General features: G+C 61.6%; 24 protein-coding genes. 13 read left to right on the forward strand and 11 right to left on the reverse strand.

Annotated elements, in window-relative coordinates:
* Positions 1-79 precede the first annotated feature (79 nt).
* Both BP846_RS03480 and BP846_RS03485 read right to left on the reverse strand, forming a co-directional pair.
* Positions 80-289, reverse strand: a complete 210-nt coding sequence (locus BP846_RS03480) for a histone family protein (protein WP_292392657.1) — start codon at positions 287-289, stop codon at positions 80-82.
* A 144-nt stretch (positions 290-433) separates the two neighbouring features.
* Positions 434-1,312: a CBS domain-containing protein gene (locus BP846_RS03485; RefSeq protein ID WP_292392658.1), complete on the reverse strand. Its 879-nt coding sequence runs from the start codon at positions 1,310-1,312 to the stop codon at positions 434-436.
* Between the two features lie 48 nt (positions 1,313-1,360).
* Between BP846_RS03485 and BP846_RS03490 the strand changes: the two genes are divergently transcribed.
* Entirely contained in the window at positions 1,361-2,341 is a 981-nt protein-coding gene (locus BP846_RS03490) for an NOG1 family protein (protein ID WP_292392659.1), read from the forward strand.
* Here the strand turns inward: BP846_RS03490 and BP846_RS03495 are convergent.
* A complete protein-coding gene (locus tag BP846_RS03495; RefSeq protein ID WP_292392660.1) occupies positions 2,274-3,185 on the reverse strand; it encodes a presenilin family intramembrane aspartyl protease PSH in 912 nt (303 codons plus the stop codon). The genes BP846_RS03490 and BP846_RS03495 overlap by 68 nt on opposite strands.
* 57 nt (positions 3,186-3,242) lie before the next feature.
* Between BP846_RS03495 and BP846_RS03500 the strand changes: the two genes are divergently transcribed.
* The 5 genes from BP846_RS03500 (at position 3,243) to BP846_RS03520 (ending at position 7,560) form a co-directional block, all read left to right on the forward strand.
* Positions 3,243-3,557: a hypothetical protein gene (locus BP846_RS03500; RefSeq protein ID WP_292392661.1), complete on the forward strand. Its 315-nt coding sequence runs from the start codon at positions 3,243-3,245 to the stop codon at positions 3,555-3,557.
* Positions 3,558-3,606: 49 nt separating this feature from the next.
* On the forward strand, positions 3,607-4,608 hold the full coding sequence (gene fen / locus BP846_RS03505; protein ID WP_292392662.1) for a flap endonuclease-1: 1,002 nt from the start codon (positions 3,607-3,609) through the stop codon (positions 4,606-4,608).
* A 417-nt stretch (positions 4,609-5,025) separates the two neighbouring features.
* Positions 5,026-6,525, forward strand: a complete 1,500-nt coding sequence (locus BP846_RS03510) for a DUF2193 domain-containing protein (protein WP_292392663.1) — start codon at positions 5,026-5,028, stop codon at positions 6,523-6,525.
* Between the two features lie 13 nt (positions 6,526-6,538).
* On the forward strand, positions 6,539-6,748 hold the full coding sequence (locus BP846_RS03515; protein WP_292392664.1) for a DUF2180 family protein: 210 nt from the start codon (positions 6,539-6,541) through the stop codon (positions 6,746-6,748).
* A gap of 68 nt (positions 6,749-6,816) precedes the next feature.
* Positions 6,817-7,560, forward strand: coding sequence for an MIP/aquaporin family protein (locus tag BP846_RS03520; RefSeq protein WP_292392665.1), 744 nt, complete (start codon positions 6,817-6,819; stop codon positions 7,558-7,560).
* Here the strand turns inward: BP846_RS03520 and BP846_RS03525 are convergent.
* Complete coding sequence (locus BP846_RS03525) at positions 7,557-9,197, reverse strand: thiamine pyrophosphate-binding protein (RefSeq protein ID WP_292392666.1); 1,641 nt, start codon at positions 9,195-9,197, stop codon at positions 7,557-7,559. The genes BP846_RS03520 and BP846_RS03525 overlap by 4 nt on opposite strands.
* The gene (locus BP846_RS03530; protein WP_292392667.1) at positions 9,178-9,375 is read right to left on the reverse strand and encodes a rubredoxin; all 198 of its coding nucleotides are present in this window, start codon (positions 9,373-9,375) and stop codon (positions 9,178-9,180) included. The genes BP846_RS03525 and BP846_RS03530 overlap by 20 nt, the downstream gene beginning before the upstream one ends.
* 281 nt (positions 9,376-9,656) lie before the next feature.
* Here BP846_RS03530 and nfi point away from each other — a divergent pair, with 281 nt between their 5' ends.
* The 4 genes from nfi (at position 9,657) to BP846_RS03550 (ending at position 14,433) form a co-directional block, all read left to right on the forward strand.
* Complete coding sequence (nfi, locus tag BP846_RS03535) at positions 9,657-10,394, forward strand: deoxyribonuclease V (RefSeq protein WP_292392668.1); 738 nt, start codon at positions 9,657-9,659, stop codon at positions 10,392-10,394.
* Positions 10,395-10,561: 167 nt separating this feature from the next.
* Entirely contained in the window at positions 10,562-11,752 is a 1,191-nt protein-coding gene (locus tag BP846_RS03540) for an FprA family A-type flavoprotein (protein ID WP_292392669.1), read from the forward strand.
* 120 nt (positions 11,753-11,872) lie between these two features.
* The gene (locus tag BP846_RS03545) at positions 11,873-12,895 is read left to right on the forward strand and encodes a phosphoribulokinase (RefSeq protein ID WP_292392670.1); all 1,023 of its coding nucleotides are present in this window, start codon (positions 11,873-11,875) and stop codon (positions 12,893-12,895) included.
* Positions 12,896-12,975: 80 nt separating this feature from the next.
* Positions 12,976-14,433, forward strand: a complete 1,458-nt coding sequence (locus BP846_RS03550) for a TrkH family potassium uptake protein (RefSeq protein ID WP_292392671.1) — start codon at positions 12,976-12,978, stop codon at positions 14,431-14,433.
* 38 nt (positions 14,434-14,471) lie between these two features.
* On the opposite strand, the gene BP846_RS03555 is transcribed toward BP846_RS03550, so the two are convergent.
* Entirely contained in the window at positions 14,472-15,092 is a 621-nt protein-coding gene (locus tag BP846_RS03555) for a hypothetical protein (protein ID WP_292392673.1), read from the reverse strand.
* A 230-nt stretch (positions 15,093-15,322) separates the two neighbouring features.
* On the opposite strand from BP846_RS03555, the gene cfbC reads away from it, so the two are divergent.
* From cfbC to BP846_RS03570, 3 genes are all read left to right on the forward strand, one after another.
* Positions 15,323-16,141: a Ni-sirohydrochlorin a,c-diamide reductive cyclase ATP-dependent reductase subunit gene (gene cfbC, locus BP846_RS03560; protein WP_292392674.1), complete on the forward strand. Its 819-nt coding sequence runs from the start codon at positions 15,323-15,325 to the stop codon at positions 16,139-16,141.
* The gene (locus BP846_RS03565) at positions 16,101-17,174 is read left to right on the forward strand and encodes a nitrogenase component 1 (RefSeq protein WP_292392675.1); all 1,074 of its coding nucleotides are present in this window, start codon (positions 16,101-16,103) and stop codon (positions 17,172-17,174) included. The genes cfbC and BP846_RS03565 overlap by 41 nt, the downstream gene beginning before the upstream one ends.
* Positions 17,175-17,527: 353 nt before the next feature.
* Complete coding sequence (locus BP846_RS03570) at positions 17,528-18,001, forward strand: universal stress protein (RefSeq protein ID WP_292392676.1); 474 nt, start codon at positions 17,528-17,530, stop codon at positions 17,999-18,001.
* Between the two features lie 37 nt (positions 18,002-18,038).
* Here the strand turns inward: BP846_RS03570 and BP846_RS03575 are convergent, their stop codons facing one another.
* From BP846_RS03575 to BP846_RS03595, 5 genes are all read right to left on the reverse strand, one after another.
* Positions 18,039-18,623: a PH domain-containing protein gene (locus tag BP846_RS03575; protein ID WP_292392677.1), complete on the reverse strand. Its 585-nt coding sequence runs from the start codon at positions 18,621-18,623 to the stop codon at positions 18,039-18,041.
* A gap of 17 nt (positions 18,624-18,640) precedes the next feature.
* Positions 18,641-19,120, reverse strand: a complete 480-nt coding sequence (locus tag BP846_RS03580) for a GNAT family N-acetyltransferase (protein WP_292392678.1) — start codon at positions 19,118-19,120, stop codon at positions 18,641-18,643.
* 80 nt (positions 19,121-19,200) lie between these two features.
* Entirely contained in the window at positions 19,201-19,410 is a 210-nt protein-coding gene (locus BP846_RS03585; RefSeq protein WP_292392679.1) for a hypothetical protein, read from the reverse strand.
* Between the two features lie 106 nt (positions 19,411-19,516).
* Complete coding sequence (locus BP846_RS03590; RefSeq protein WP_292392680.1) at positions 19,517-19,885, reverse strand: tautomerase family protein; 369 nt, start codon at positions 19,883-19,885, stop codon at positions 19,517-19,519.
* Between the two features lie 89 nt (positions 19,886-19,974).
* Positions 19,975-21,141, reverse strand: coding sequence for a nitrogenase component 1 (locus BP846_RS03595; protein ID WP_292392681.1), 1,167 nt, complete (start codon positions 21,139-21,141; stop codon positions 19,975-19,977).
* Between the last annotated feature and the right edge of the window lie 55 nt (positions 21,142-21,196).

A 21,196-nucleotide genomic window follows, 5' to 3' on the forward strand; every position in this document is an offset into this window, starting at 1 on the left:
TTCTATGCTGGAGCACTACCGAACGGATCAGGCAGAGGAGCAGATCCCTCCGGGCTGTAAAAATGGAGTCAGGGTTGGTTCACTTCACGGACTCGGCTGCCATCCGGACATCGGTTGCCTTGACCGTCTTTCTGCCGGCATGACCCGCCAGCTTGATCGCCTCTTTTGCGATCCGTGACGCGTACTGTTCCATCAATTTTGCGAGCTCTTCATTGGCATCGGAACTCACACGTTCCGCGCCCGACTTCTTCACGATTCTGCCAATAGGTGCTAGAGGTATATCTGTCATGTTCTCATTTCCCCCTTTTCATTGAGCTCTGTGAAATGTACTCTCAAACAGAACTCGTTTTACAGAAGCACCATAGGTATTCTTATATAAATACTTATCCGTCACCAGAGGGGTCGAAGCGCGAAATTCCGAACGGGGAGGGTATCAAAGTGAGGGAAAGACTCGAATAATATCGGTCTGGGTAACTATCCCTACGGGCTTACCATCCTCGACCACAATCAACCTCCCTATCTCCCGTTCCTTAAACCGGCCCACGAGTTCATAGAGCCGGATCGACGACGGCGCCTCCACCACATCGGTGGTCATGACCTGTGCGGCAGGCGTATCCAGCGTCAGACCCTCGTCCAGGCCGCGGGCGACATCGCTCAATGTCACGATGCCCGCGAGGTCGCCATCCTCCATCACCGGCGCCCCGTGAATGTGGTGTGTGTTGAAGAGGTGAACAGCATCTCGGAGGGTGGCAGAGAGCGGCAGGGTCAGGAGCGGGGTGCTCATGTAGTGCCCGATCGACTGTTTCGGCAGAGATATCATCTCGGATACACTGATCAGAAGCGCCTGCTGGTTTTCGTCCATCCCGAAGATCTCACCGCGGACGAGGAGTTTGTTCACCGGCGTGGGCCCGATCGAGACCATATCCCCCACGCGGAAGAGTTTCACGCTCCCGATGATCCTGACCATCGCCTGACAGAGATCCGGGTGGCAGAGGGTGGTGAAACCGAGCTCCGCAACACGGACCCCCTTCACCTTCTCACCATCGCGGAGGATCTGCACCTCGGACTGGTGCTCAAGGTCCGCGAGGTTCAGTTCCTTGTATGCACGGGCGGTTGGGCTGTAACCGCCTTTGGGACCGGGCACGCCGTCGACAAGCCCCAGTGCTTTTAATGCCTGCATCTGGTTACGAACAGTGCCGGGGTTACGCTTCAGCACATCCGCGATCTCCTCACCTTTTATAGAGTGAGAAGACTGATGATATAGTGTAATCAGAGTTATCAGGATATCCTTCTGAATTGGAGAGAGATCCATAATTATCAGTCATAATGCGTTGTTTAAATACATTAGGTTGTGCGTGCAGTGGAGTTTGAAACCATCCCGACCGTTCCGACGGCGGACGAATTGCTCGACCGCAGTCTTCGCAGGGCGGCAGCCAAGAAGAAACTGAAGATCAACGTCGATCGGGCAAACGAGGAGTTCGTGAGAGCGGTCGCGAAAGCCGTCCACGACAAGCTGGAGAGCGTGGTCAGTTCGTTCCCGAGTTTCGAGCGCCTCTCGCCCTTCTACCAGGAGGTGACCGACATCCTCGTCTCGCTCGACCGGCTGAAACAGTCCCTCGGCGCCGTCACCTGGGCGGCTGACAGGGTCATGACCATCGGCTCGGGGTACGCCCACGACATGCGGTCGGCGGAGGATACGGGCCGGCCCCGCCGGCAGGCCGTCGCCCGGATCGCCTCGGTCGTCCACCAGGTGGAAGACGACCTCGTCTACCTCAACGAAGCCCGGAACATACTGCGGAAACTTCCGCACGTGAACGAGGACGACTTCACCGTGGTGGTGGCAGGATACCCCAACGTAGGGAAATCCTCATTTATCAGGCTCGTCTCAACAGCAGAACCCGAGATCGCCGCCTACCCGTTCACTACCAAGGGAATCATTGTCGGCCACCGTGATATCGGGAAACGCGAACGGATCCAGTTCATCGATACGCCCGGAGTCCTCGAGCGCCCGACGGACGAGAGAAACCCCATCGAGCGGCAGGCAGTAAGCGCCATCATCAACACCGCCGACGTCGTGCTCTTCGTACTGGATGCAAGCGAGCACTGCGGGTACACGCTCGACGACCAGGTCCGGCTTCTTGATGAGATACGCCGGCTCGTCGATGGGCCGGTGGTGACGGTCGCGAACAAGGCGGATATCCAGGGAATCGAGGGCTACCCGGCGATGTCCACGCTCACCGGCGAGGGAGTGGAGACGGTGCTCGACCTTCTGCTTACATACAGAAAGGACACCACGCAAGCGAGCCTGCGAGAGCCGCCCCAACCAGAAACCCAAGAATAGCACCGCCGTTTAAGGGCGGGAGGCCCGCCTGGGGTTTTCCCTTGTTGACAACATAGAGGAGCGCGGCGAGGCCGGCAAGCGACCCTGCCATCGCGCCGAGCGTCGGCGCGGAGAGAACCCAGAGGACGGCGGGCGCATCCACAAAGACGTGCGACGATGCCACGAGTATGGAGGGCATGATCAGGTCCCCCATACCCATGACGAACGCGCCGCGCTCCTCCCCCTCCCCCATGTTGAGGCCCTCCCGCCGGAACGAGTAGTCCATTCTCTTCGGGACCATGACCATGATGGGGGCTTTTGTCTCGAGGACGCCCTCGGCGAGCGTGATCATGTGCTTTGTCCGATAGACCGATATGGCGTCGTAGACAGCGAGCAGCACGAGCAGCACGAGAACCGGCAGGACCGCGAGGGATATGCCGAAGATGGATGCAACGCCGGCGGACATCAGCACGCCGAGAATATCGATGACGTACCACTCCGGGTAGAGGTAGAGGAGCGCCGTCGCCGCCCCGGCACCGATGAGCGTTCCGACGACGGCGAGATCGGTGGTCCCGAGCGCGAGGGTGGAGAGCGCCCCGAAGATGTAGAGGAACGTCATGAATATGGCAAAACCTATGAAGGCAGCGATGAAGCGCCGTCCTCCCACCCGGATCAGGAAGAGCAGGACCAGCGTGAAGGCGAGCAGCATCCCTATGAATATCAGGGGATTCGCAACCGACTCGGGATCTTCAAACGCCACAAGCCCCGCCGCCTGCATGGGGAGGACGAGTATGACGGCAATCACCTGGACAGAGAGGAGCATGATGGGCATTCCAAGAAGCGGTAGCCAGTCGCGTATCTGCATTATACAACTCCATTCATTTTAGGTAGGTTAATTAATGCATCCTCATCACTTTAAAATATGGAGATTCGCGAACTCATCGGCGACATTATTCTCACCATCGTGATGGTGGTCTCCACCGTCGTGCTGGTGATGCGGTTCTGGCAGGACCTGACCATAGCGGTTGCTGCGACGCTCATGATGCTCTCTCTCGGGGGGCTGCTCATCTCTCTTAGCATGAAGATTGTGAGCCTCGAACAGAGTGTCGCACAGCGGGAGCGCACCATGCGCGTGAACATGGAGGAGATGGGAAAGACGATGAGCGCCAGGTACGATACTACCGTGAGCCACATCGAGGAGATCGTCGACGGGCTCTCCCGGCGAATGTATCGGTGAACCGGATCGCCATCTTAATGGCCTCTGCCCCTCTCATGAGTAAGTAAGCATGGGCGTTGCTATCCGGGATATTCTGGCAGACTGTAAAGAGACGTCGACGTGGGACGACCTCTCCGGCATCGCAGCGGTGGACGCTCATAACGCGCTCTACCAGTTTCTCTCGATCATCCGGCAGCCGGACGGCACCCCGCTGATGGACGGTGCGGGCCGGATCACATCGCACCTCTCCGGGATCCTCTTCCGGACGGCAAACTTCCTGGAGAAGGGGATCAAGCCGGTCTTCGTCTTTGACGGGAAGCCGCCGGAGTTCAAGCAGGAGACGATCCGGGAGCGGCGGCTCGTCCGCACCAGGGCCGATGAGGCCTGGAAGGCGGCGCTCCGGGAGGGGGATATCGAGGAGGCGTATAAACAGGCGAGCGCATCCGCCCGGGTCGACAGCCACACCCTCACGTCGTCCCACGAACTCCTCGACCTGCTCGGCATACCCTGGGTCCAGGCGCCGAGCGAAGGCGAAGCCCAGGCGGCCCACATGGCACGGAGCGGTAGCGTCACCTACGCGGTCTCGCAGGACTACGACTCGCTCCTCTTCGGTTCCCCGGTGCTGGTGCGGAACCTCACGGTCAGCGGGCGGCGGAAAGCGCGGGGCCGGACGATCACAGTGAACCCTGAGAGGATCGTCCTCTCCTCCCTCCTCGACTGCCTGGGTGTCACCCGGGAGCAGCTCGTCGAGATCGGCATCCTCGTGGGCACGGACTTCAACCCGGGGATCCGGGGTGTCGGCGGCAAGACGGCCTTGAAGGTCGTGCGAAACGGCGAGTTCGAGTCTTTGATCGCCGAGAAGCAGCCCGACTTCGACCCCGGGCCTATCCGGGAGTTCTTCCAGAACCCGCCGGTCACCGACGACTACACCCTCGAGTGGAGGACGCCGGACGTCGACGGGGTTGTGGAGATGCTCTGCGGGCGCTATGACTTCTCTGAAGAGCGGGTTGGAAGCGCTCTTGCCAAAGTCTCGACGAAGGCGACGCAGAAGACACTTGACGCCTGGTTCTGACGCACCATCCGGCAGGCGTTTCCTGCAGGACACCAGGAGACAGGGGCTTGATCCAGGAACAGACCCCGGTACCGGGAGGGTACGGTAGTTTGTCAACGTCACAACAGATATAAAGTATCAGGGCGCAGTATGCCATTGGAATACCAGTACCTGGATCCAGATGTGAGATGGGGGATACAGGGACCCAGCAGCAGCGTCAGAGAGGCTTCCTGGCGACCACCCGGACACTCCTGACTCCACCCCACCACCGTTCTCCCGGCGCCGTAAATCCATCATGTTGCATAGCGCCGTAATTATCGCACCCATCTCTCAGTGATGGCTTTGCCGAATCCGGTGCGTTCATGATCGGACCACCGCAGGGATCGCTTTATGAACACCTGAGACTCCAGCAGGATACCATACCCATAGGTGATTGACATGAGAGAACTCTATGAGAAGATGATAAACGAGGCCATGGCCGCCCAGCGGGCGGATGTGGATACGGTAAAGGCGAAACGCGGTCAGAAATTCGTCATCGAGGACACAAAACCCTACGTCGATGTGGCCCGGAAGATGACGGCGATCGGCGACCAGAGCCAGGCGGTCATCGACCTCCACAAGAACTCGGTGATCTCGCACTACGAGATCCTCAAAGGCCTCACCAGGACCGTCCGCCCCGAAGACGACCCGTTCGTCGAGCACTACCAGACCCCGGTCGTGCTCGAGATCCTGAAAAGCCAGGACGAGGCGTTCGCAAAAAGCGTCGATGCCTTCACTCAGGCGATCGCGGATGCAGAGGCCCTGATAGGCCTTGAGGCGGTGCGGCACTACGGCGGGTTCTACGGCCCCACCTGCGTCGTCGACTTTGCGCTGATGCCGGGAAGCACGAGCAACGTGGTGAACCGCGTGCTGACGAAGACCGATATACCGGTCGAGCACAAGCGGGCTATCCTGGCCGCCAAATCGTGGGGTATGAACACCTCCTATGGTTTCGGCGACGCCTTCGCCCATGCCCTCGAGGCAGGGGCCACCCCCACCGAGGCGACGGCCAAAGAGATCGAGATCATGCAGAAGATCTACCGCGAACCGGTCGAAGCCCAGGCGGAACTGATGGATGACGCCGGAATGACTTCCTTTGATCAGCGGAAGTACATGAGCGAGTACCGGCGGCGGATGGAGGCGACCGTCAGGGCTGCGATCGATGACGGCGTTCACTACGGCAACATCCTGACCGTTCCCGCCTACAGCGTCGGTGACATCTCGCACCACATCGCGCAGTCGACCTTCAATATGTGCAAGGACGACGTCGTCATGGCGGTTATCGAGGCGGTCACCGGGGTGATGGAGTCCACGCTCCGGAACTCGCTTGACTCCTACAAGAGTTACTGGGACGTTCTCTCGCTCGCAACCGGTTCATCGGCGGCCGCGACCGAGTATATCCTCGAACTTGACGCGTTCAACGCTCCCATGATCGTCGACCTGCTCACGAAGAGGTTCCACAACTATGTCCAGGTCTACCCGGCCAGGGGAGCGGCGGCAGAACTCCACAACTGCGACTTCATGGACATGATCTACCGCGGGTGGAAGATCCTCGACAAGGCACAGCGGAACCGGAACGGGTCCGATGAGGCGCTGGTCCCCATGGTCGGCAAGTATCCCGTCGACCTCTCGCCCATCCACAACAACGAGGTGCTGATGAACCCGCAGTGGTACGTCTACGCGGCCTGCGCCATATCGGTCCGGTTCTCCGCCCTGATGCGGCTTGCCGACTACCCGTGCCTCCTGACCAGCGAACCCGTGACCGCGACGATGATGACCAACATCATTGCCCTCGAGAAGGAGACGGCGGCCGCTCCGGTGCGGGCCTGCAAGAACTGCGCCGCGGCGTGCCTGGTCGATCTGCGGCACCAGTACTGCCAGTGGAAAGAGGCGGTCTGAAGGGGGAGTTGCCGTGAAGTGCTACTACTGCGCCCTTCAGGGGGGAGAGAGCGAGGCGGTGGCGATCTGCATCGTCTGCGGGATGGGGCTCTGCATGGAGCACGCTATCCGGAAGGATGTCGATGTCTGGGAGGGGGGCTACCCGTTCCCCAGCAAGCGTGTGAAGGCTCCGCTGCCGAGAATTCTCTGTCCCGAGTGCTATGCTGCCCTGTATGGGAAGTGAGGCACACTCCCATACAATTTTAGCAGAAGCCCTACTCTAAAAAGAGGATATGATTATCTGGTGAAATCATGACTGTATCTCTTGGTAAGCGGTCCATTGCCGAGGCCGTCGGCACCTTCATCCTGGTCTTCTTCGGAGCCGGTGCTGCGGCCGTCACGCTGATGCTCGCCTCAGGAACCACCCCGTCGACTCCCTTCAACATAGGGATCGGGGCGCTTGGGGGCCTCGGTGACTGGCTCGCCATAGGGCTCGCCTTCGGCATCGCCATCGCCGGGTCCATCTACGCACTCGGGAGAGTATCGGGATGTCACATCAATCCGGCGGTGACGATAGCCCTCTTTGCGACCGGCCGATTTCCGGGCCGGGATGTGGGCCCGTACATCGTCGCCCAGCTCGTCGGTGCTGCGGCCGCAAGCCTGCTCTTTGCCTGGGCCGTCGGCCCGGACGCCGTCGCCATCGGGGGCCTCGGGGCAACGGCACCCTTCCTCGGCATCGGCTACCTGCAGGCGATCGTCATCGAGGCCGTCGGGACGTTCCTTCTCATGCTCGTCATCATGGGCGCCGCCGTCGACGAGCGGGCAACTCCAGGATTCGCCGGCCTCGCGGTGGGTCTCGCGGTCGCCGGTATCATCACGGCGACCGGGAACCTGACCGGCGCGTCGTTGAACCCCGCCCGTACGTTCGGGCCGTACCTCGGGGACTGGCTGCTTGCGGGGCAGAACCTCTGGGCGCTCTTCCCCATCTACATCATCGGCCCTATCATCGGTGCGGTGCTCGCAGCGTTCCTCTACGACTACCTCTCCGGCGACTAGGCCGGCTCACTCTTTTTTTGCCGGAACCGCTCCGGGTCGGTCTCGATATCGATGACGACGGGCCGGTCCATCTTCAGGGCTTCTTCGACTGCACCGGCAAGGTCCTGCGGGCGGGTCACCCGTATACCGGCGCCGCCCGAGGCCCCGGCAAAGGCGGCAAAGTCGGGGTTCGTGAGGTCAGTGCCGTACGGCGGGTAATCCGCCTCCCGCTGCTCCTCACGGATCATGGCAAGTTCGTGGTTGTTCAGGACCACCACGACGATGGGAAGATCGTACTTGACCGCCGTGACAAAGTCGGCCATGACCATGGAGAACCCGCCGTCCCCGGTGATGCAGACGACGGTCTTCTCCGGATAGGCGAGTTTGGCTGCAATCGCCCCGGGAAGCCCGAACCCCATCGTCCCGAGGTAGCCGGACATCGCGAACCGCTGCCGTTTCATCCGGAAGTTTCGCCCAAACCACCACTGGTTATCCCCAACGTCGAGTGATATGACCGCATCCTCCGGCAGGGTCTCGGAGAGGATCTTCATGATATAGGGCGGGCGGATGGGGACGGCCTCCGGGTCGGCCTCCCGGTCAAGCCGGTCGAGCCACTCGCGTTTTTTCTCCGCGAGCCACTGCCTGACGCCCTTGTCCTCCCGCGCCCGGACCTGCTCACGGATCCGGGGGAGAGCAATGGCGCAGTCTCCCCAGACCGCCGCGACAAGCGGGTGTTTTCCGAGCTGGAGCGGGTCTATGTCGATATGGACGGCTCGCTTACTCCCGGGAATCCCGGTGAGGTCGGAGAAACTTGCACCGCAGGCGATCACAAGGTCCGACTTCTGGACGAGCGTCAGGGCGTGCGGCGTCCCGAGCTCGCCATGTAGCCCCGCGACCCACTCGTTCTCATCGGGGAGGATACCCTTCGCCCGGAAGGTGGTGGCGATCGGCGCCTGGATCGTCCTCGCCAGGTCAAGGACTGCTCCGGCCGCCTTCATGGCCCCGAAACCCGCGAGGATGACCGGGCGCTCGGCACCGTCGATCGCCTCCGCCGCCGCCCTGACAGCCTCATCGGTCGGCGCAACCCTGACCTCCGGGAGGCAGGTCTCGCGCTCGCAGTAGGCAGGCTCAAGCGGTGCGGCCTGGACATCGTTCGGGAGAGAGAGCTGGGCAACGCCGTGGGCAACGATGGCGTAGCGCAGCGCCCGGGTGAGGAGTTTGACCGCCGTCGCCGGGTCGGCTACGGTGTTGTTGAAGACCGTGACGGGCCGGAAGAACGCGTCCTGGTCGATCTCCTGGATGCCGCCGGGACCGGCGTACTGCATCTTCACCTGCCCGTTGAGCGCGAGCACGCTTGCCCTATCCTCCTTCGCGTCATAGAGACCAGTGGCGAGATTCGTTGCTCCCGGCCCGGCGATGGTCAGGCAGACCGCCATATTTCCCGTGAATTTGTTGTAAGCGGACGCTGCCATCGCGGCTGTCTGCTCGTGGCGGACGACGATGTACCGGGCGTTCGGGCTCCTCCTGACCGCGTCCACGAGCGGGAGCGACGACGCTCCGGGGATGCCGAAATACAGGGTGATCCCCCATGCCGCCAGTTCCGAGACCAGCACGTCGGCCACGGTCGTGGCGGGCCCTTCAAAGGTAGTCTTCTCCATTCATCTCCACCTCCTCTTCGCTAGCTCGCACAAACGCTTCCTTCCCGACCCTGCAACCGGGGCACCGCCAGTCGTCGGGGAGGTCTTCAAACCGTGTTCCCGGAGGTATGCCGGCGGCGGCGTCTCCCGCCTCTTCGTTGTACTCATAATCACAGACACTGCACACCCATCGCGCCATGCCGCTCACCCTCCAAAGGTGACTCTCCGGGCGTACCCCCTCTCAATGCATATAAAAGCTCCCCGATCCCCGGGGCGGCAACGTAGACATGATGGAGGAGGGGCAGGTCTTACAAAGACAAGGCACCATCGGTGCGCCGGGGAGCGCGAGCAGGAAGAACAATATATACCGGAGTTGATCCTCCTGCCCATAGGTCCCGACCCCACGGGATGCCGCACTCAACCCGGTATATGATAACAGTTCTATCCGGGTCCGGACGGTTCCATGACCGGGAGATGACCATGAAGATCAGAGAGACCCCCTCATTCGACCTGACGCCTGCCGAAGCCGCCCACCTCCAGGAGGCGCTCCGGACCCGGGTCCGCCTCTCCGGCGATATAGGAGAAGTCTCCCTTGTGGCCGGCGCCGACGCCTCCTACGCGAAGGGCTCAAACGAGATCTATGCGGTCGTCGTCGCCCTCCGGTATCCCGACCTCACCGTCATTGAGCGGGTCTCTGCCTCCGCAGAGACGCCGTTTCCTTACATTCCCGGCCTCCTGACGTTCCGCGAAGGTCCCGCCCTCATCGAGGCGTTCCGAAGGCTGCGGTCCGAGCCGGATATCATCTTCTTCGACGGGCAGGGGATCGCCCACCCCCGCGGTCTCGGCATCGCAAGCCACATGGGCGTCCTGCTGGACCGGCCCACCGTCGGGGTCGCAAAGAGCCTCCTCGTCGGCACGGCGACGGAGCCAGGGGCCGCCAGAGGTTCGGCGAGCCCGTTACTCCGCAACGGTGAGACGATAGGGATGGCGGTGCGGACGAAAGAGAAGACGAAACCGGTCTACGTCTCCGTGGGGCACCGGATTGCCCTCATGCCCGCAGTCGACCTCGTCCTCGCAACCGCCCGGGGATACCGGCTCCCGGAGCCGACCCGGCAGGCTCACCTCTTCGCAAACGCTGTCCGGAGAGAGGGGAGCGAGGATGGCGGGAAGGACAGGCAGACCACTCTCCCCTCCGGGGGCGCTCCGGGAGGAGGGTAGCGTGGACGCATGGCGAAACCGTTATCAGTCCCCGGGCCGGATACACGTTCATCGACCGGCGTGGCAGGATGATGCCGGCCGGTTGCAGTCTACGGAGCGTGAAAAATGTCGGAACGTATGCACACACCGTATAACAACCGGAATAGATCAAAGGGGGGCGGCAGGGCATGATCCCGCGTGAAATTGTGCCGGGCGTCTTCGCCGTCGGGGCCATCGACTGGGACCGCCGGATCTTCGACGAACTGATCTCCCTTCCCGACGGCACCACCTACAACAGCTACCTGGTGCGGGGCAGCGATAAGACGGCGCTGATCGACACCGTCGATCCGGCGAAGACCCAGGACCTTACGGGGAACCTGGACTCGCTCGGCGTCGGGAGCATCGACTACATCGTCGCGAGCCATGCCGAGCAGGACCATTCGGGCTCGATACCTGCAATGCTCGAACGGTTCGGGGAAGCGAAGGTGGTGACGAACCAGAAATGCCGGGACTTCCTGGTCGACCTCCTCCACATACCGGAGGACCGGGTCATCGTCATCGGCGACGGGGATACGCTCCCCCTGGGAGGCAAAACCCTCGAGTTCATCATCGCCCCCTGGGTTCACTGGCCGGAGACGATGCTCTCCTACCTCCGGGAAGACCGGGTCCTCTTCCCCTGCGACCTCTTCGGTTCGCACTACGCGACGAGTTCCCTCTACGTCCCCGACGAGGGCGTGATCTACGAGTCCGCAAAACGCTACTACGCCGAGATCATGATGCCGTTTCGCGCCAGCATCAAGGGACACCTGGAGAAACTGGCATCACGCGAGATCGATATAATCGCCCCGAGCCACGGCCCGGTCTACGACAGACCGGCGTTCATCATGGACGCATACCGGGACTGGACGGGTGATGCCGTGAAGAACGTGGTGGTGCTTCCTTTCGTCTCCATGCACGGAAGCACCCAGGCGATGGTCGACCACCTCATTGGTGCCCTGATGCAGAGAGGGATTCCGGTGCAGCCGTTCAATCTGACGAAGGCTGATACCGGCGACCTTGCAAAGGCCCTCGTGGATGCTGCGACAGTCGTGATAGGGTCGCCGACACTCATCTTCGGCCCCCACCCGCAGGTGGTTTACGCCGCGTACCTCGCAAACCTCCTCCGTCCAAAGACCCGGTACGCAACGGTGATCGGGTCCTACGGCTGGGGCGGGAAGACCGTCGATACCCTGAAGGATATGCTCGGCCGGCTCAAGGTCGAGTTCCTCGAACCGGTCTACGTCAGGGGCTACCCGAAGGAGGTAGACTTCGCGGCGCTGGATCGGCTCGCCGACGATATCCAGAAGAAACATGAAGAAGCGGGGATCATCCGGCCCTGAGGTATCCGGCAGGAGAGGAGAACCTCTTCCACCCCTCTCTTTTCTGGTCCGGATCAAACCCATCCTCCCGGAACCGAAATCTTAACTGTATAGAGTACCGACCAATTCTTGAGTTGAGTTATGCCCCCATCTGATTTCAAGAGAGTCATTGCAGAGTCACCCTACGTCTTTATCATCGGCGTAGCAGGAGATAGCGGGAGCGGAAAGACCACCTTCACCCGGGCTATCAGGGCGATCTTCGGAAAGGATCTCGTCTCCACCATCACCATCGACGATTACCACAGGTATGACCGCCAGGAGCGCAAAGAACTCGGAATCACCCCGCTCGTTCCCGAGGCAAACCGGTTTGACCTGCTCGAAGAGCACCTTCTGGACCTCAAAGCAGGAAGGTCGATCACAAAACCGGTCTACAATCATGACAGCGGTGTATTCGACCCCCCGGTGCTCTTCAAACCCACAAAGATCCTGATCCTCGAGGGGTTGCACCCCTTCATCACCAAAAAGATGCGGGATCTGATCGACTTCAAACTCTACGTGGATCCGGACCCCGATGTCAAGCGTGCCTGGAAGATAAAGCGCGACGTGGAACAACGCGGCTATTCGCCGGAGTCGGTCATCAGGGAGATGGCAGAGCGTAAGCCCGACTACGAGCGGTACGTCGAGCCGCAGTGCCGGTTTGCAGATGCTGTCATCAGGATCGCCTTCTCGAAGTACGGCCGGGAGGCAAGCGAGGACCGGAACGTCTACCACGTCACCCTCTGCCAGAATGAGATCGACAGGAGCATCAAGAACGTCGACCTCTCCATCGACCTCTACCCGATCCTCTCCCTCTCGCAACGAGACTTTATGGTTGAGTTCACTACCGAAGGCGTCGGGGGGAGGCCGATGGGAGCACTCACGTTCGACGGGGAGTTAAACTACGCTGTGGCGAGGAAACTGGAGAGGAATATTGAGATCCAGACACAGGTGCAGCCCATCGACCTTGTCCAGAACGGTGCTTACCTGACGGCCAGTGGTATAGCTCAGCTCATCCTTGCCTGGCGGATCATCAACCGGCGCATCGCCATCGAGAGCGCTCCGGGTGCGGGAGGGGAGGAGGGGACGTCTGCGGGGAGCGGCGGGTGCAGGTGCGGCCGCAGGTGATGAGGACGCGTCCTCCGACGCCCAGGGAGTTGAACGACCGCAGGAGAAAGTAGATAAGAGCGCCCGGGAAACGTGTATCGATGGCTAGGATCGAGCAGTTCTCGATCATCGCACCCGACATCGGCAGTATATTCCGGTACATAAGCATCGGCACGGCGGTGCCGCTTGCCGTGGCGGTGATCTATCAGGAGTGGGAGATGATCCTGCCCATGGCCTCCGTCCCCGTCACTCTCTTTCTTCTCGGGACGCTTCTTGCCCGGGTTCCCCGGCAGGAGCGGGAGGCCCCCCTCTCCGCCGCCCTCATGGCCGTCGCCCTGATCTGGCTTACCATGGCGCTGGTGAGCGCCCTGCCGTTCAGCCTCGGGATTGGCGTCCCGTACCTCGACGGTGTCTTTGAGGCGATGTCGGGGTGGACCGATACCGGCCTGACCATGATGCGGTCGGTCGATGATCTGCCCCGGACGCTCATTTTCTGGCGGTCGCTGATGCAGTGGCTCGGCGGCCTCGGTATCGTCGCCTTCACCATTGCTATGGCATCGAGGACCGGGCTGACCCAGTTCCGTCTCTACCGGTCGGAGGGGCGCTCAGAGGCGTTGATGCCGAGTGTTGTCGCAACGGGCTTTGAGATGTGGAAGATTTACCTGATGCTGACCTTCGCGTCGGTCGTTCTGATCCTCGTATCAGGGGTCCCCCTCTGGGACGCGGTGAATATCGCCCTTGCCGCAATCTCCACCGGCGGGTTCTCCCCCCACTCGGGAGGGATTCCCTTCTACAGAAACCCGCTTCTTGAGGTCCTCATCGTCCCGGTCATGATCGCCGGCGCCCTGCCGTTCAAACTCTACTACCTCCTCTACCGCAGGAAAGGGGTGCACTTCTTTAACGATCAGCAGGCACGCCTCCTCTTTATGCTCGTCGCGCTCGGTATCGTCGTGATAACGTGGGACCTTGTCACGCTCAGCGCCACCGATCTCCCCACCGCCATCCGCCAGGCGCTCTTTATGTCGGCGGCGGGAATCACCAGCACCGGGTTTCAGGTCGCCTCCCCGAACGAGTGGGCGAGCGTGACGGTCCTCTTCCTCTCGATGCTGATCGTGATCGGCGGGTCGTCGGGGAGCACCGCCGGCGGTATCAAGCTCTCCCGGGTAGTCCTCGGCTTTCAGAGTCTGCTCTGGTGGTTCCGGCGGATGTTCGTCTCCGGGAAGGTGCTCGTGCCCTTCAAATACGACGGCAAGGTGATCCCGAAGAACGTCGCCGACCTCGAGGTCTCCCGGAACATGCTGGTCATCATGCTCTATTTCCTGACGATCTTCGTTGCCACGGTGCTGGCGATGCACCTGCAGCCGACATCCTTCGACTCGAGCAACGTTATCTTCGAGATCGTCTCCGCCATGTGCAACAACGGCATGACCGCGGGATTCGTCTCACCTGACATGGCCGATCCGGCGAAGGTCCTCTTCATCCTGATCATGTGGATAGGGCGCCTCGAGATCATTCCGGTGATCATGCTCTTCATGGGCGTCCTGAAAGGGTTTGAGTGACCGGTCGCTCCAGCCGCAAAAGAGAGGTGGAGGGCCGGTCACTCCGGCTCGTGGTGGATGTACAGGTCATCCACCGCCGCCTGGTCCCCGCCGCTCTTTGCGAGCAGATCCATGTAGGTGTAGACTTCAGGGGCATCTGTCTTCAGGAGTGCCGGGGAGGTGTGGTAGAGCATGAAGGCTTCGGCAAAGAGCGCCGCCCCCTTCTCCTCGCCGGGCGGGACCGTGATCCCGGTCAGGTAAGACCCGGGCTTTGCCTCTAGCGTCGGGAAGACCGTGCTCTCGCCAAATCCCATGGTGTGATAGACCCGGTACCCGACCTGCTGGGTAAAGACGTCATCGGCCCGCGCCGGGTCCCTGTCCGACCGGATGTAGATTGCATTCTCATCAGAGACGTACAGGCCGCTCATGTTCCCGGAGAGGTCCTGCTGCCTGAACAACTCATTATTGCTGTCGATGTAGACTGTGATGTCCTTTATGAACTCTTCTCTGATTTTGGTGCTCTGCTGCAGCACCAGAGCCTCTGCAAGTGCCGCTTCGGTGCCGCTCCCATCTCTGTTTTCCAGACGGAATCCGGCAACCGGGCTCACCGAAAAGGCCGAGCAGACGACGACAAGGAGGATGATCGCCGCAATCAGCCGTGATCGAAATCGTGGGTCCATGGTTCTCTTTCCCTCTGCTTACCAGAGTGTTTCAAACAGCCAGATATATACTTTTTCAATATTAAAGAACTGATTTTAGGTCACCGAAAATCAAAATACTAAATTAAATCCTATTATATATAAAAGTGAGACCAAAGAGGAGCCGCAATGATCACAACAAACAATATATACTGCGATAGTGCGAACACCATCCGACACCTAATTACCCATGCAAGCGCATAGTAGAAACAATGAAACAGATCGCCCTCTACGGGAAGGGTGGAATCGGGAAATCCACTACTGCAGCAAACCTATCGGCAGCACTCGCAGGGGAAGGGCTCGATATCCTGCAGATCGGCTGCGATCCGAAGCACGACAGTACCCGCATGCTGATGCACGGGACATGGATCCCGACGGTGCTCGACCTCATCCGGGAGCGCGGGGACGATAAGATCACCGTCGATGATGTGGTCTATCGAGGCTTCCGGGGGGTGCGCTGTGTGGAGGCCGGCGGCCCTGAACCGGGGATCGGGTGCGCTGGACGGGGCATCATCGCAACGTTCCAGCTCCTCGAACGCCTGGATGCCCTCAAAGGCGACGTGATCGTCTACGACGTCCTCGGGGACGTCGTCTGCGGCGGGTTTGCTATGCCGATGCGGGAAGGATACGCGCAGGAGGTGTATCTGGTCACCTCCGGCGAACTGATGTCGATCTACGCGGCAAATAACATTGCAAAGGCCATCGCCCGCCTCTCACGCCGGGTGCGCAGCAGGTGCACGCTCGGCGGCGTTATCTGCAACGCAAAGAATATCGAGGGCGAGCGGGACCTGGTGGAGGAGTTCGCCCGCCGGATCAACTCCCGCCTCATCGCCTACGTCCCCCGGGACAGGGGGGTGCAGATTGCGGAACTGCACAGGCAGACGGTCGTTGAATACGCCCCCGGGTCGGACCAGGCGGCGGTCTACGAGGAACTCGGGCGCACGATCTACGGAAACAGAACAACGAGTATCCCCACACCCCTCGAGATGGATGAACTCGAATCCTTCGCCCTCGAATTCGTCCAGGTTTGAGGGGTGCACCCTGACCGGAGCGCTCTCGGTGCTCACGGAGGTACGGGACGCCGTCTGCATCATCCACGGCCCGTCGGGATGTGCGCACCATAACTTCTCCCTCATCCACGCCACGCTGCTCTCGAACGACCGACTCGAAGTCCCCCGCCTCCTCTCCACCCGTCTTACGGAGAACGATATCATATTCGGGGGGGAAGAGGCGCTGGAGAGGACTATAGGACAGGCACTCTCCCTCTCCCCTACACCAGCCTCTATCTTCGTCCTCTCGACCTGCATCGTCGAGACGATCGGAGACGACACCGCGGGGGTCTGTGCGAAGGCCCGGAGCGTCCCGGTGATCGCCGTGCCGACAGCGGGGTTCCTCGGCGGGGTTTTTGAGACCGGGATCAAAAACGCCCTCTCAACTGTCGCCTCGCTCGCCCGGCCCATGACCGAGAAGACCCTCTCGGCAAACCTGGTCGGCGAGAAGAACCTGGAGTACGCCGTCGACGAGAACGCCGCCGAGATCGCACGCCTCCTTGCCCGGCTCGGCATCGAGGTCAACCTCCGGTTCGTGCGGAGGATCGGGACGGGGGATGTCGGGCGTCTCGGGTCCGCCGCCGTGAACGTCCTCCGGGAACCGGCGCTCCGGCCGGTCGGTGAGGACTTCAAGAGGAGGTTTGGCACCCCCTACGTAGACTCGTTCCCGGCCGGTCTCGGGGGGACGTGCCGTTTCCTCGAGGAAGTGGGCCGGATCTGCGGCATCGACGCCACGGCCGCCATCGAAGAGGAGCGCACCTACCAGGCGGAGATGCTCGGGAAGTTCGCCGATATCGCAGGCAGCAGGGTGCAGTTCCGGTCCCCCCACCCCATGTTCGAGGCTGATCCGGGCGCAGAGACCGTCTGCACCGAGTGCGCCGGGGCCCTTGGCCTCACCGTCGCCCCGGACGGGACCGCTATCCCGCGCCCGTACCCGGCACCCGTGGGGACCGCCGGGCTCCGGCGGATGCTGCATGGGTGGAGGGTGCTGATCCGGGGGGAGAGGCGGGGGTGAACTGGGCGGATTGGGTGGTACCCGCCTATGAGGAGGGGGATTCTCCCCCGCCCCGCCCAATGGCGATAGCCACCATGGTCCACTGCAGGGGGACATACCCGGGGAAGGACCTGTTTCAGACAATCTCTTGCATTAGAAAGGCCGATCCCGGGGACAAGCCGGATCCAGCACCACCCTCATCGGGGCCACCAGAAGATGCGAAACCCCCTCCCGGCAAAGAGATTCCGGGGCGGCCTCAACACGGTATGACAACGAGCAACGCTTTCGCTACCCCACTTGCCCAGCAGGCTCCAGACGATATCATTTAAATATCCAGTGCACAGAGAAGAGAACACCAGAGAGAGTGCCAGAGTATGTTCGAACGCATCTTGTTTCCAACGGACTTTTCAGTGCCATCCATGAAAGTGCTGGATTACATCCCGGCACTGCAGGAGGCGGGAACCCGGGAGGTGGTCCTCGTCCATGTCATCGACCAGAAGGACGTCACGCTGATAGCCTCGGGGGGGCAGGGGTTTCTCGGGACCGTATCCGACCAGGAGACCGATACCCAGAGACGACTGCGGGAGGAGATCCAGCACAAGATCATCGATACCCGGCGAGCGCTCGAGAAGCAGGGCGTGAGGGTGATCGTCCGGACGCCCGTAGGGAGCCCGGGAAAGGAGATCGTGGCTGCGGCGGATGCGGAGGGGGCCTCCCTCATCGTCATCGGTTCGCACGGCCGGTCGAACATCCGTGACCGCCTGCTCGGGACGGTCTCGGAGTATGTGGTCAAAAACGCCCATCAACCCGTCCTGGTCGTCAAGCGGGACACGGTCGCCGGGAAATAGCGCTCTTTCTTTTTCCCGGCGACCAGAAAAGGGTCTCCTACTTCTCCAGCAGGCTCTCCAGCAACCGCCGGATCGCCCGCAGTTCCTCCACCGTAGCGTCGGCGGTCAGCGGCTGTTCCGGCTCGCCCCCGACAGCGACCGGCCCGGTCCTCCGCACGAAGTTCATGATCTTCTCCTGGAGGTCCTTTGGGTCCGCTATCCCGTTGAGGACAATCTCCGCCCGGGCCTGGGCCGAGTAGCCCGCGGTCTGCACCCGGACCGCCGAGAAGGAGAAGAACCGCATCAGGGGGCCCTGGACGATATCGACATTCGTAATCCGGTTGTAGGGGACGATCCCCGTCTGCCGGAACCAGACTCCCCGCTGCCAGGTGATCTCGGTGACGGTGAGCCGGTAGGCGATGCTCTCATAGTAGAGGGGAATCCAGTAGACGACGAATACGATGACGGCAAGCACGGGTACAGTGATGACGACAGCGACGGCTGCCGGGCTGAAAAGGATGATGGGGGCCAGCCAGGGCACGATGAGGAGGAGGACGGTCAGGACCAGGGACGCGTAGAGGTACGACTGGAACCGTGGCGCCGGTTTGAACGCCTCCCCTATACGGAGCGGAGTGAGGAGCATGCTATCACACCACTATCTCAATCCCGACTGATTAAGCCTTCCGGGCATGCCAGATCACTGCGGAGTATGTAGCGATCGGCCCCCTCACCGAAGTAGGCCGGGCAGAAGTCCACCTCCCGGAACCCGCGTTTCTCATAGAGCACCCGGGCGGCGTGGTTCGACGGCGAGACCGAGAGGTAGACCTCACCCGCCCCCTGCTCCCGGAGGCTCTCGGTGACGGCAGCGACGAGGTTTTTCCCGAACCCCCGGCGCCGGTGCCGCTCCGCCACCGCCAGCCGGACAATCCACCCTGTGGCCGGCTGGTGCTGCACGAGAGCCCCGATAGTGTAGCCGACGACTCTCCCCCCATATTCTGCGACGAGGAACGTATCGGGAAAGAGGACGCCCGCCTGCCGGATGAAGACCTCAGGCTTGCAGTCCGCCGGGCTATTCTCCCGCTCAAGGGCAGAGACCGACTGAAAATCTGGTTCGCGATACCCCCTGATCATCAGGTCCATGCCGACGTATTCGTCGTGAAGGCTAAAAATAGGCAGCGGCCCCGGTGCGCATGTAGCCCGGGGCCCTCTGGGACGCAGGCTCACTTCTTCTTCGCGCCCGCCTGGAGCATCTCGCGCGCCATCTTATACGTCTCGACCTTGTACTGCATCATCTCGATCCGGTGCTCTTTCATCTTGATGCGAGACTCGATCATACGGATCATCAATTGCCGCATCTGGTCCTCGTCGAGGAGATCGTACATCTTCTCAAGGAGCATACCGTGGGCGGCGTATCCGCCGTAATGTGTCATGCAATAACCCCCCTCATACTGGTCTGCCCATAGGGACAGGCCGACACCCCTTGTGCGTGCCGGGTCATAAAAATCTTATGGCGATGTAACTTCGCCGCAGGCAGGCTTACCGGGAGACCATGAAGGCTCCCCCGTGTTCAGCCCAGTTCTCGGCAGGCGGCTCGTAGAGGACGATACAGATATCATCAGGCCTGACCCCGGCACCAAGGGTCAGGCGCTCCACGATCGCCCGATAGAGCGCCTCTTTCTTCTCGGCGCTGCGCCCCGGCATGAGGGAGGCCTCGATCAGGACTGCGCCATCGGATCGGCCGGGAGGCATCGGGAAGTTCTCCTCCTTCCGCTCACAGAGCCGGATCCAGAGGGCGGCCTCCGGGGTCTGCAGTGTGTCCAGAAAGGCCTCACGAAGGCTCTCGATAAGTGATTGCCGGTACTCAACCGGCTTTCCGGAACGGATCTCAATCTTGACAAGCGGCATGCATACCATCTCCAGCGGTAGCCGGGGATCCGGGCGAATCCCCGTTCTCCTGCATGAGTGCTCTGGCACCGGGAGTATTAACGTTTTCCTCAGGAGAGGTCCGTGCTCTCGCTTTCCGGGCGCCGGTTTCGATTGATGCAGGCGTTGAGCACCTCATCCATCAGCCAGAGCACCCCTTCGATTCCGGCCACCGCACGGGAGGAGAGGAGAACCCGGCCCCGGAGCGGCGGCGTCAGCCCGACGAATGCGGCATTGCTGCAGATCGCCCGCTCGTAGGAGGAGCCAAGGACCAGGTCCGGCTCGGCTTCCCGGATCATTCCCCGGATAGTCGAGAAGTCGGCCGTAGGGGTGACGGTGTCATTGCGGGAATCGGGGTCGTTCCTGACAGCGACGCAGGCGATATCCGCACCGAGATACTGCTTCAGGAGTTCTCTCGCAAACATGGCATACGAGCGCCCGGCACAGATCGCCACCCGGGGCGGGTCGAACCTGCGAAGGTACTTGTCGCAGGCCTTCGTGATCCGGGCATCGGCCCAGGCGATCTCCTCTGTGACCGGCCGGGGATCGATGCCGTCAACCTCGGCGGCAAGTCTCTCGAAGGTCCCGGCGACGGCATCGAGGCCCAGGAGCGAGCCGCATTCCGTCCCGACGCCGCTTGCGAGGTCCGGGTTCGTGCCGACGGTGAAGGGTGCCGCACGGTGAGCCGCGGCGTAGCGGTCCAGGCAGAACGTCGTGGCGACGGTTGCCCCGGCCAGGTTGAGCAGGCGCCGCGCCTCGATGGCGTTTCCCCGGCAGAAGGGGTCGGTGCGGCAGATGCCGTCGATGTTGACGCCGGCGGCATCGGGGTCCACCTCCGGCGCGACCTGCTCAAGCGCCCGGCGGTATCCGGCCTCGAGGTCCCCGAGGAACCCCGGGCTGTCGACGATAATGACCTGCCCATCATGGGCGAGATCGCCGATATCCTCGCCCATGATGGCGGGTACGCAGGTGTTGACCACGGCTATCCGGGAGTACCGGCCGTCGAGTTCCCGGATCACCTCCTGCAGGCGGGACTCCGTGCCGAAGATGATCTCGTTCTCGACAAGGAACGTACCGTGGATCGGGACCCCGACGAGAGATGCAGGGTAGAAGTAGCACCCGCTCGAACCGTGGACGATGACGGCGAGGTCCTCGAAACCCGCGAGGCATGCGACCGCCCCGGTCATCGCACAGGGCCAGAGCGGGTTTTCGCACGGCGTATGCTGGTTGTTTTGCATCGGACTACAAGATCATGGCGGTGCGGGGATATAAAGAACAGCCCTTCCCCGGGGA

Origin of the sequence: Methanoculleus sp. UBA303 (assembly GCA_002501655.1) — an archaeon.
Classification (GTDB): domain Archaea; phylum Halobacteriota; class Methanomicrobia; order Methanomicrobiales; family Methanoculleaceae; genus Methanoculleus.

Coding starts and splice junctions, on each gene's coding strand:
- BP846_RS03480 (WP_292392657.1), bottom strand. CDS start 289: ATGACAGATATACCTCTAGCACCTATTGGCAGAATCGTGAAGAAGTCG.
- BP846_RS03485 (WP_292392658.1), bottom strand. CDS start 1,312: ATGGATCTCTCTCCAATTCAGAAGGATATCCTGATAACTCTGATTACA.
- BP846_RS03495 (WP_292392660.1), bottom strand. CDS start 3,185: ATGCAGATACGCGACTGGCTACCGCTTCTTGGAATGCCCATCATGCTC.
- BP846_RS03500 (WP_292392661.1), top strand. CDS start 3,243: ATGGAGATTCGCGAACTCATCGGCGACATTATTCTCACCATCGTGATG.
- fen (WP_292392662.1), top strand. CDS start 3,607: ATGGGCGTTGCTATCCGGGATATTCTGGCAGACTGTAAAGAGACGTCG.
- BP846_RS03510 (WP_292392663.1), top strand. CDS start 5,026: ATGAGAGAACTCTATGAGAAGATGATAAACGAGGCCATGGCCGCCCAG.
- BP846_RS03520 (WP_292392665.1), top strand. CDS start 6,817: ATGACTGTATCTCTTGGTAAGCGGTCCATTGCCGAGGCCGTCGGCACC.
- BP846_RS03525 (WP_292392666.1), bottom strand. CDS start 9,197: ATGGAGAAGACTACCTTTGAAGGGCCCGCCACGACCGTGGCCGACGTG.
- BP846_RS03530 (WP_292392667.1), bottom strand. CDS start 9,375: ATGGCGCGATGGGTGTGCAGTGTCTGTGATTATGAGTACAACGAAGAG.
- nfi (WP_292392668.1), top strand. CDS start 9,657: ATGAAGATCAGAGAGACCCCCTCATTCGACCTGACGCCTGCCGAAGCC.
- BP846_RS03540 (WP_292392669.1), top strand. CDS start 10,562: ATGATCCCGCGTGAAATTGTGCCGGGCGTCTTCGCCGTCGGGGCCATC.
- BP846_RS03545 (WP_292392670.1), top strand. CDS start 11,873: ATGCCCCCATCTGATTTCAAGAGAGTCATTGCAGAGTCACCCTACGTC.
- BP846_RS03550 (WP_292392671.1), top strand. CDS start 12,976: ATGGCTAGGATCGAGCAGTTCTCGATCATCGCACCCGACATCGGCAGT.
- BP846_RS03555 (WP_292392673.1), bottom strand. CDS start 15,092: ATGGACCCACGATTTCGATCACGGCTGATTGCGGCGATCATCCTCCTT.
- cfbC (WP_292392674.1), top strand. CDS start 15,323: ATGAAACAGATCGCCCTCTACGGGAAGGGTGGAATCGGGAAATCCACT.
- BP846_RS03565 (WP_292392675.1), top strand. CDS start 16,101: ATGAACTCGAATCCTTCGCCCTCGAATTCGTCCAGGTTTGAGGGGTGC.
- BP846_RS03570 (WP_292392676.1), top strand. CDS start 17,528: ATGTTCGAACGCATCTTGTTTCCAACGGACTTTTCAGTGCCATCCATG.
- BP846_RS03575 (WP_292392677.1), bottom strand. CDS start 18,623: ATGCTCCTCACTCCGCTCCGTATAGGGGAGGCGTTCAAACCGGCGCCA.
- BP846_RS03580 (WP_292392678.1), bottom strand. CDS start 19,120: ATGGACCTGATGATCAGGGGGTATCGCGAACCAGATTTTCAGTCGGTC.
- BP846_RS03585 (WP_292392679.1), bottom strand. CDS start 19,410: ATGACACATTACGGCGGATACGCCGCCCACGGTATGCTCCTTGAGAAG.
- BP846_RS03590 (WP_292392680.1), bottom strand. CDS start 19,885: ATGCCGCTTGTCAAGATTGAGATCCGTTCCGGAAAGCCGGTTGAGTAC.
- BP846_RS03595 (WP_292392681.1), bottom strand. CDS start 21,141: ATGCAAAACAACCAGCATACGCCGTGCGAAAACCCGCTCTGGCCCTGT.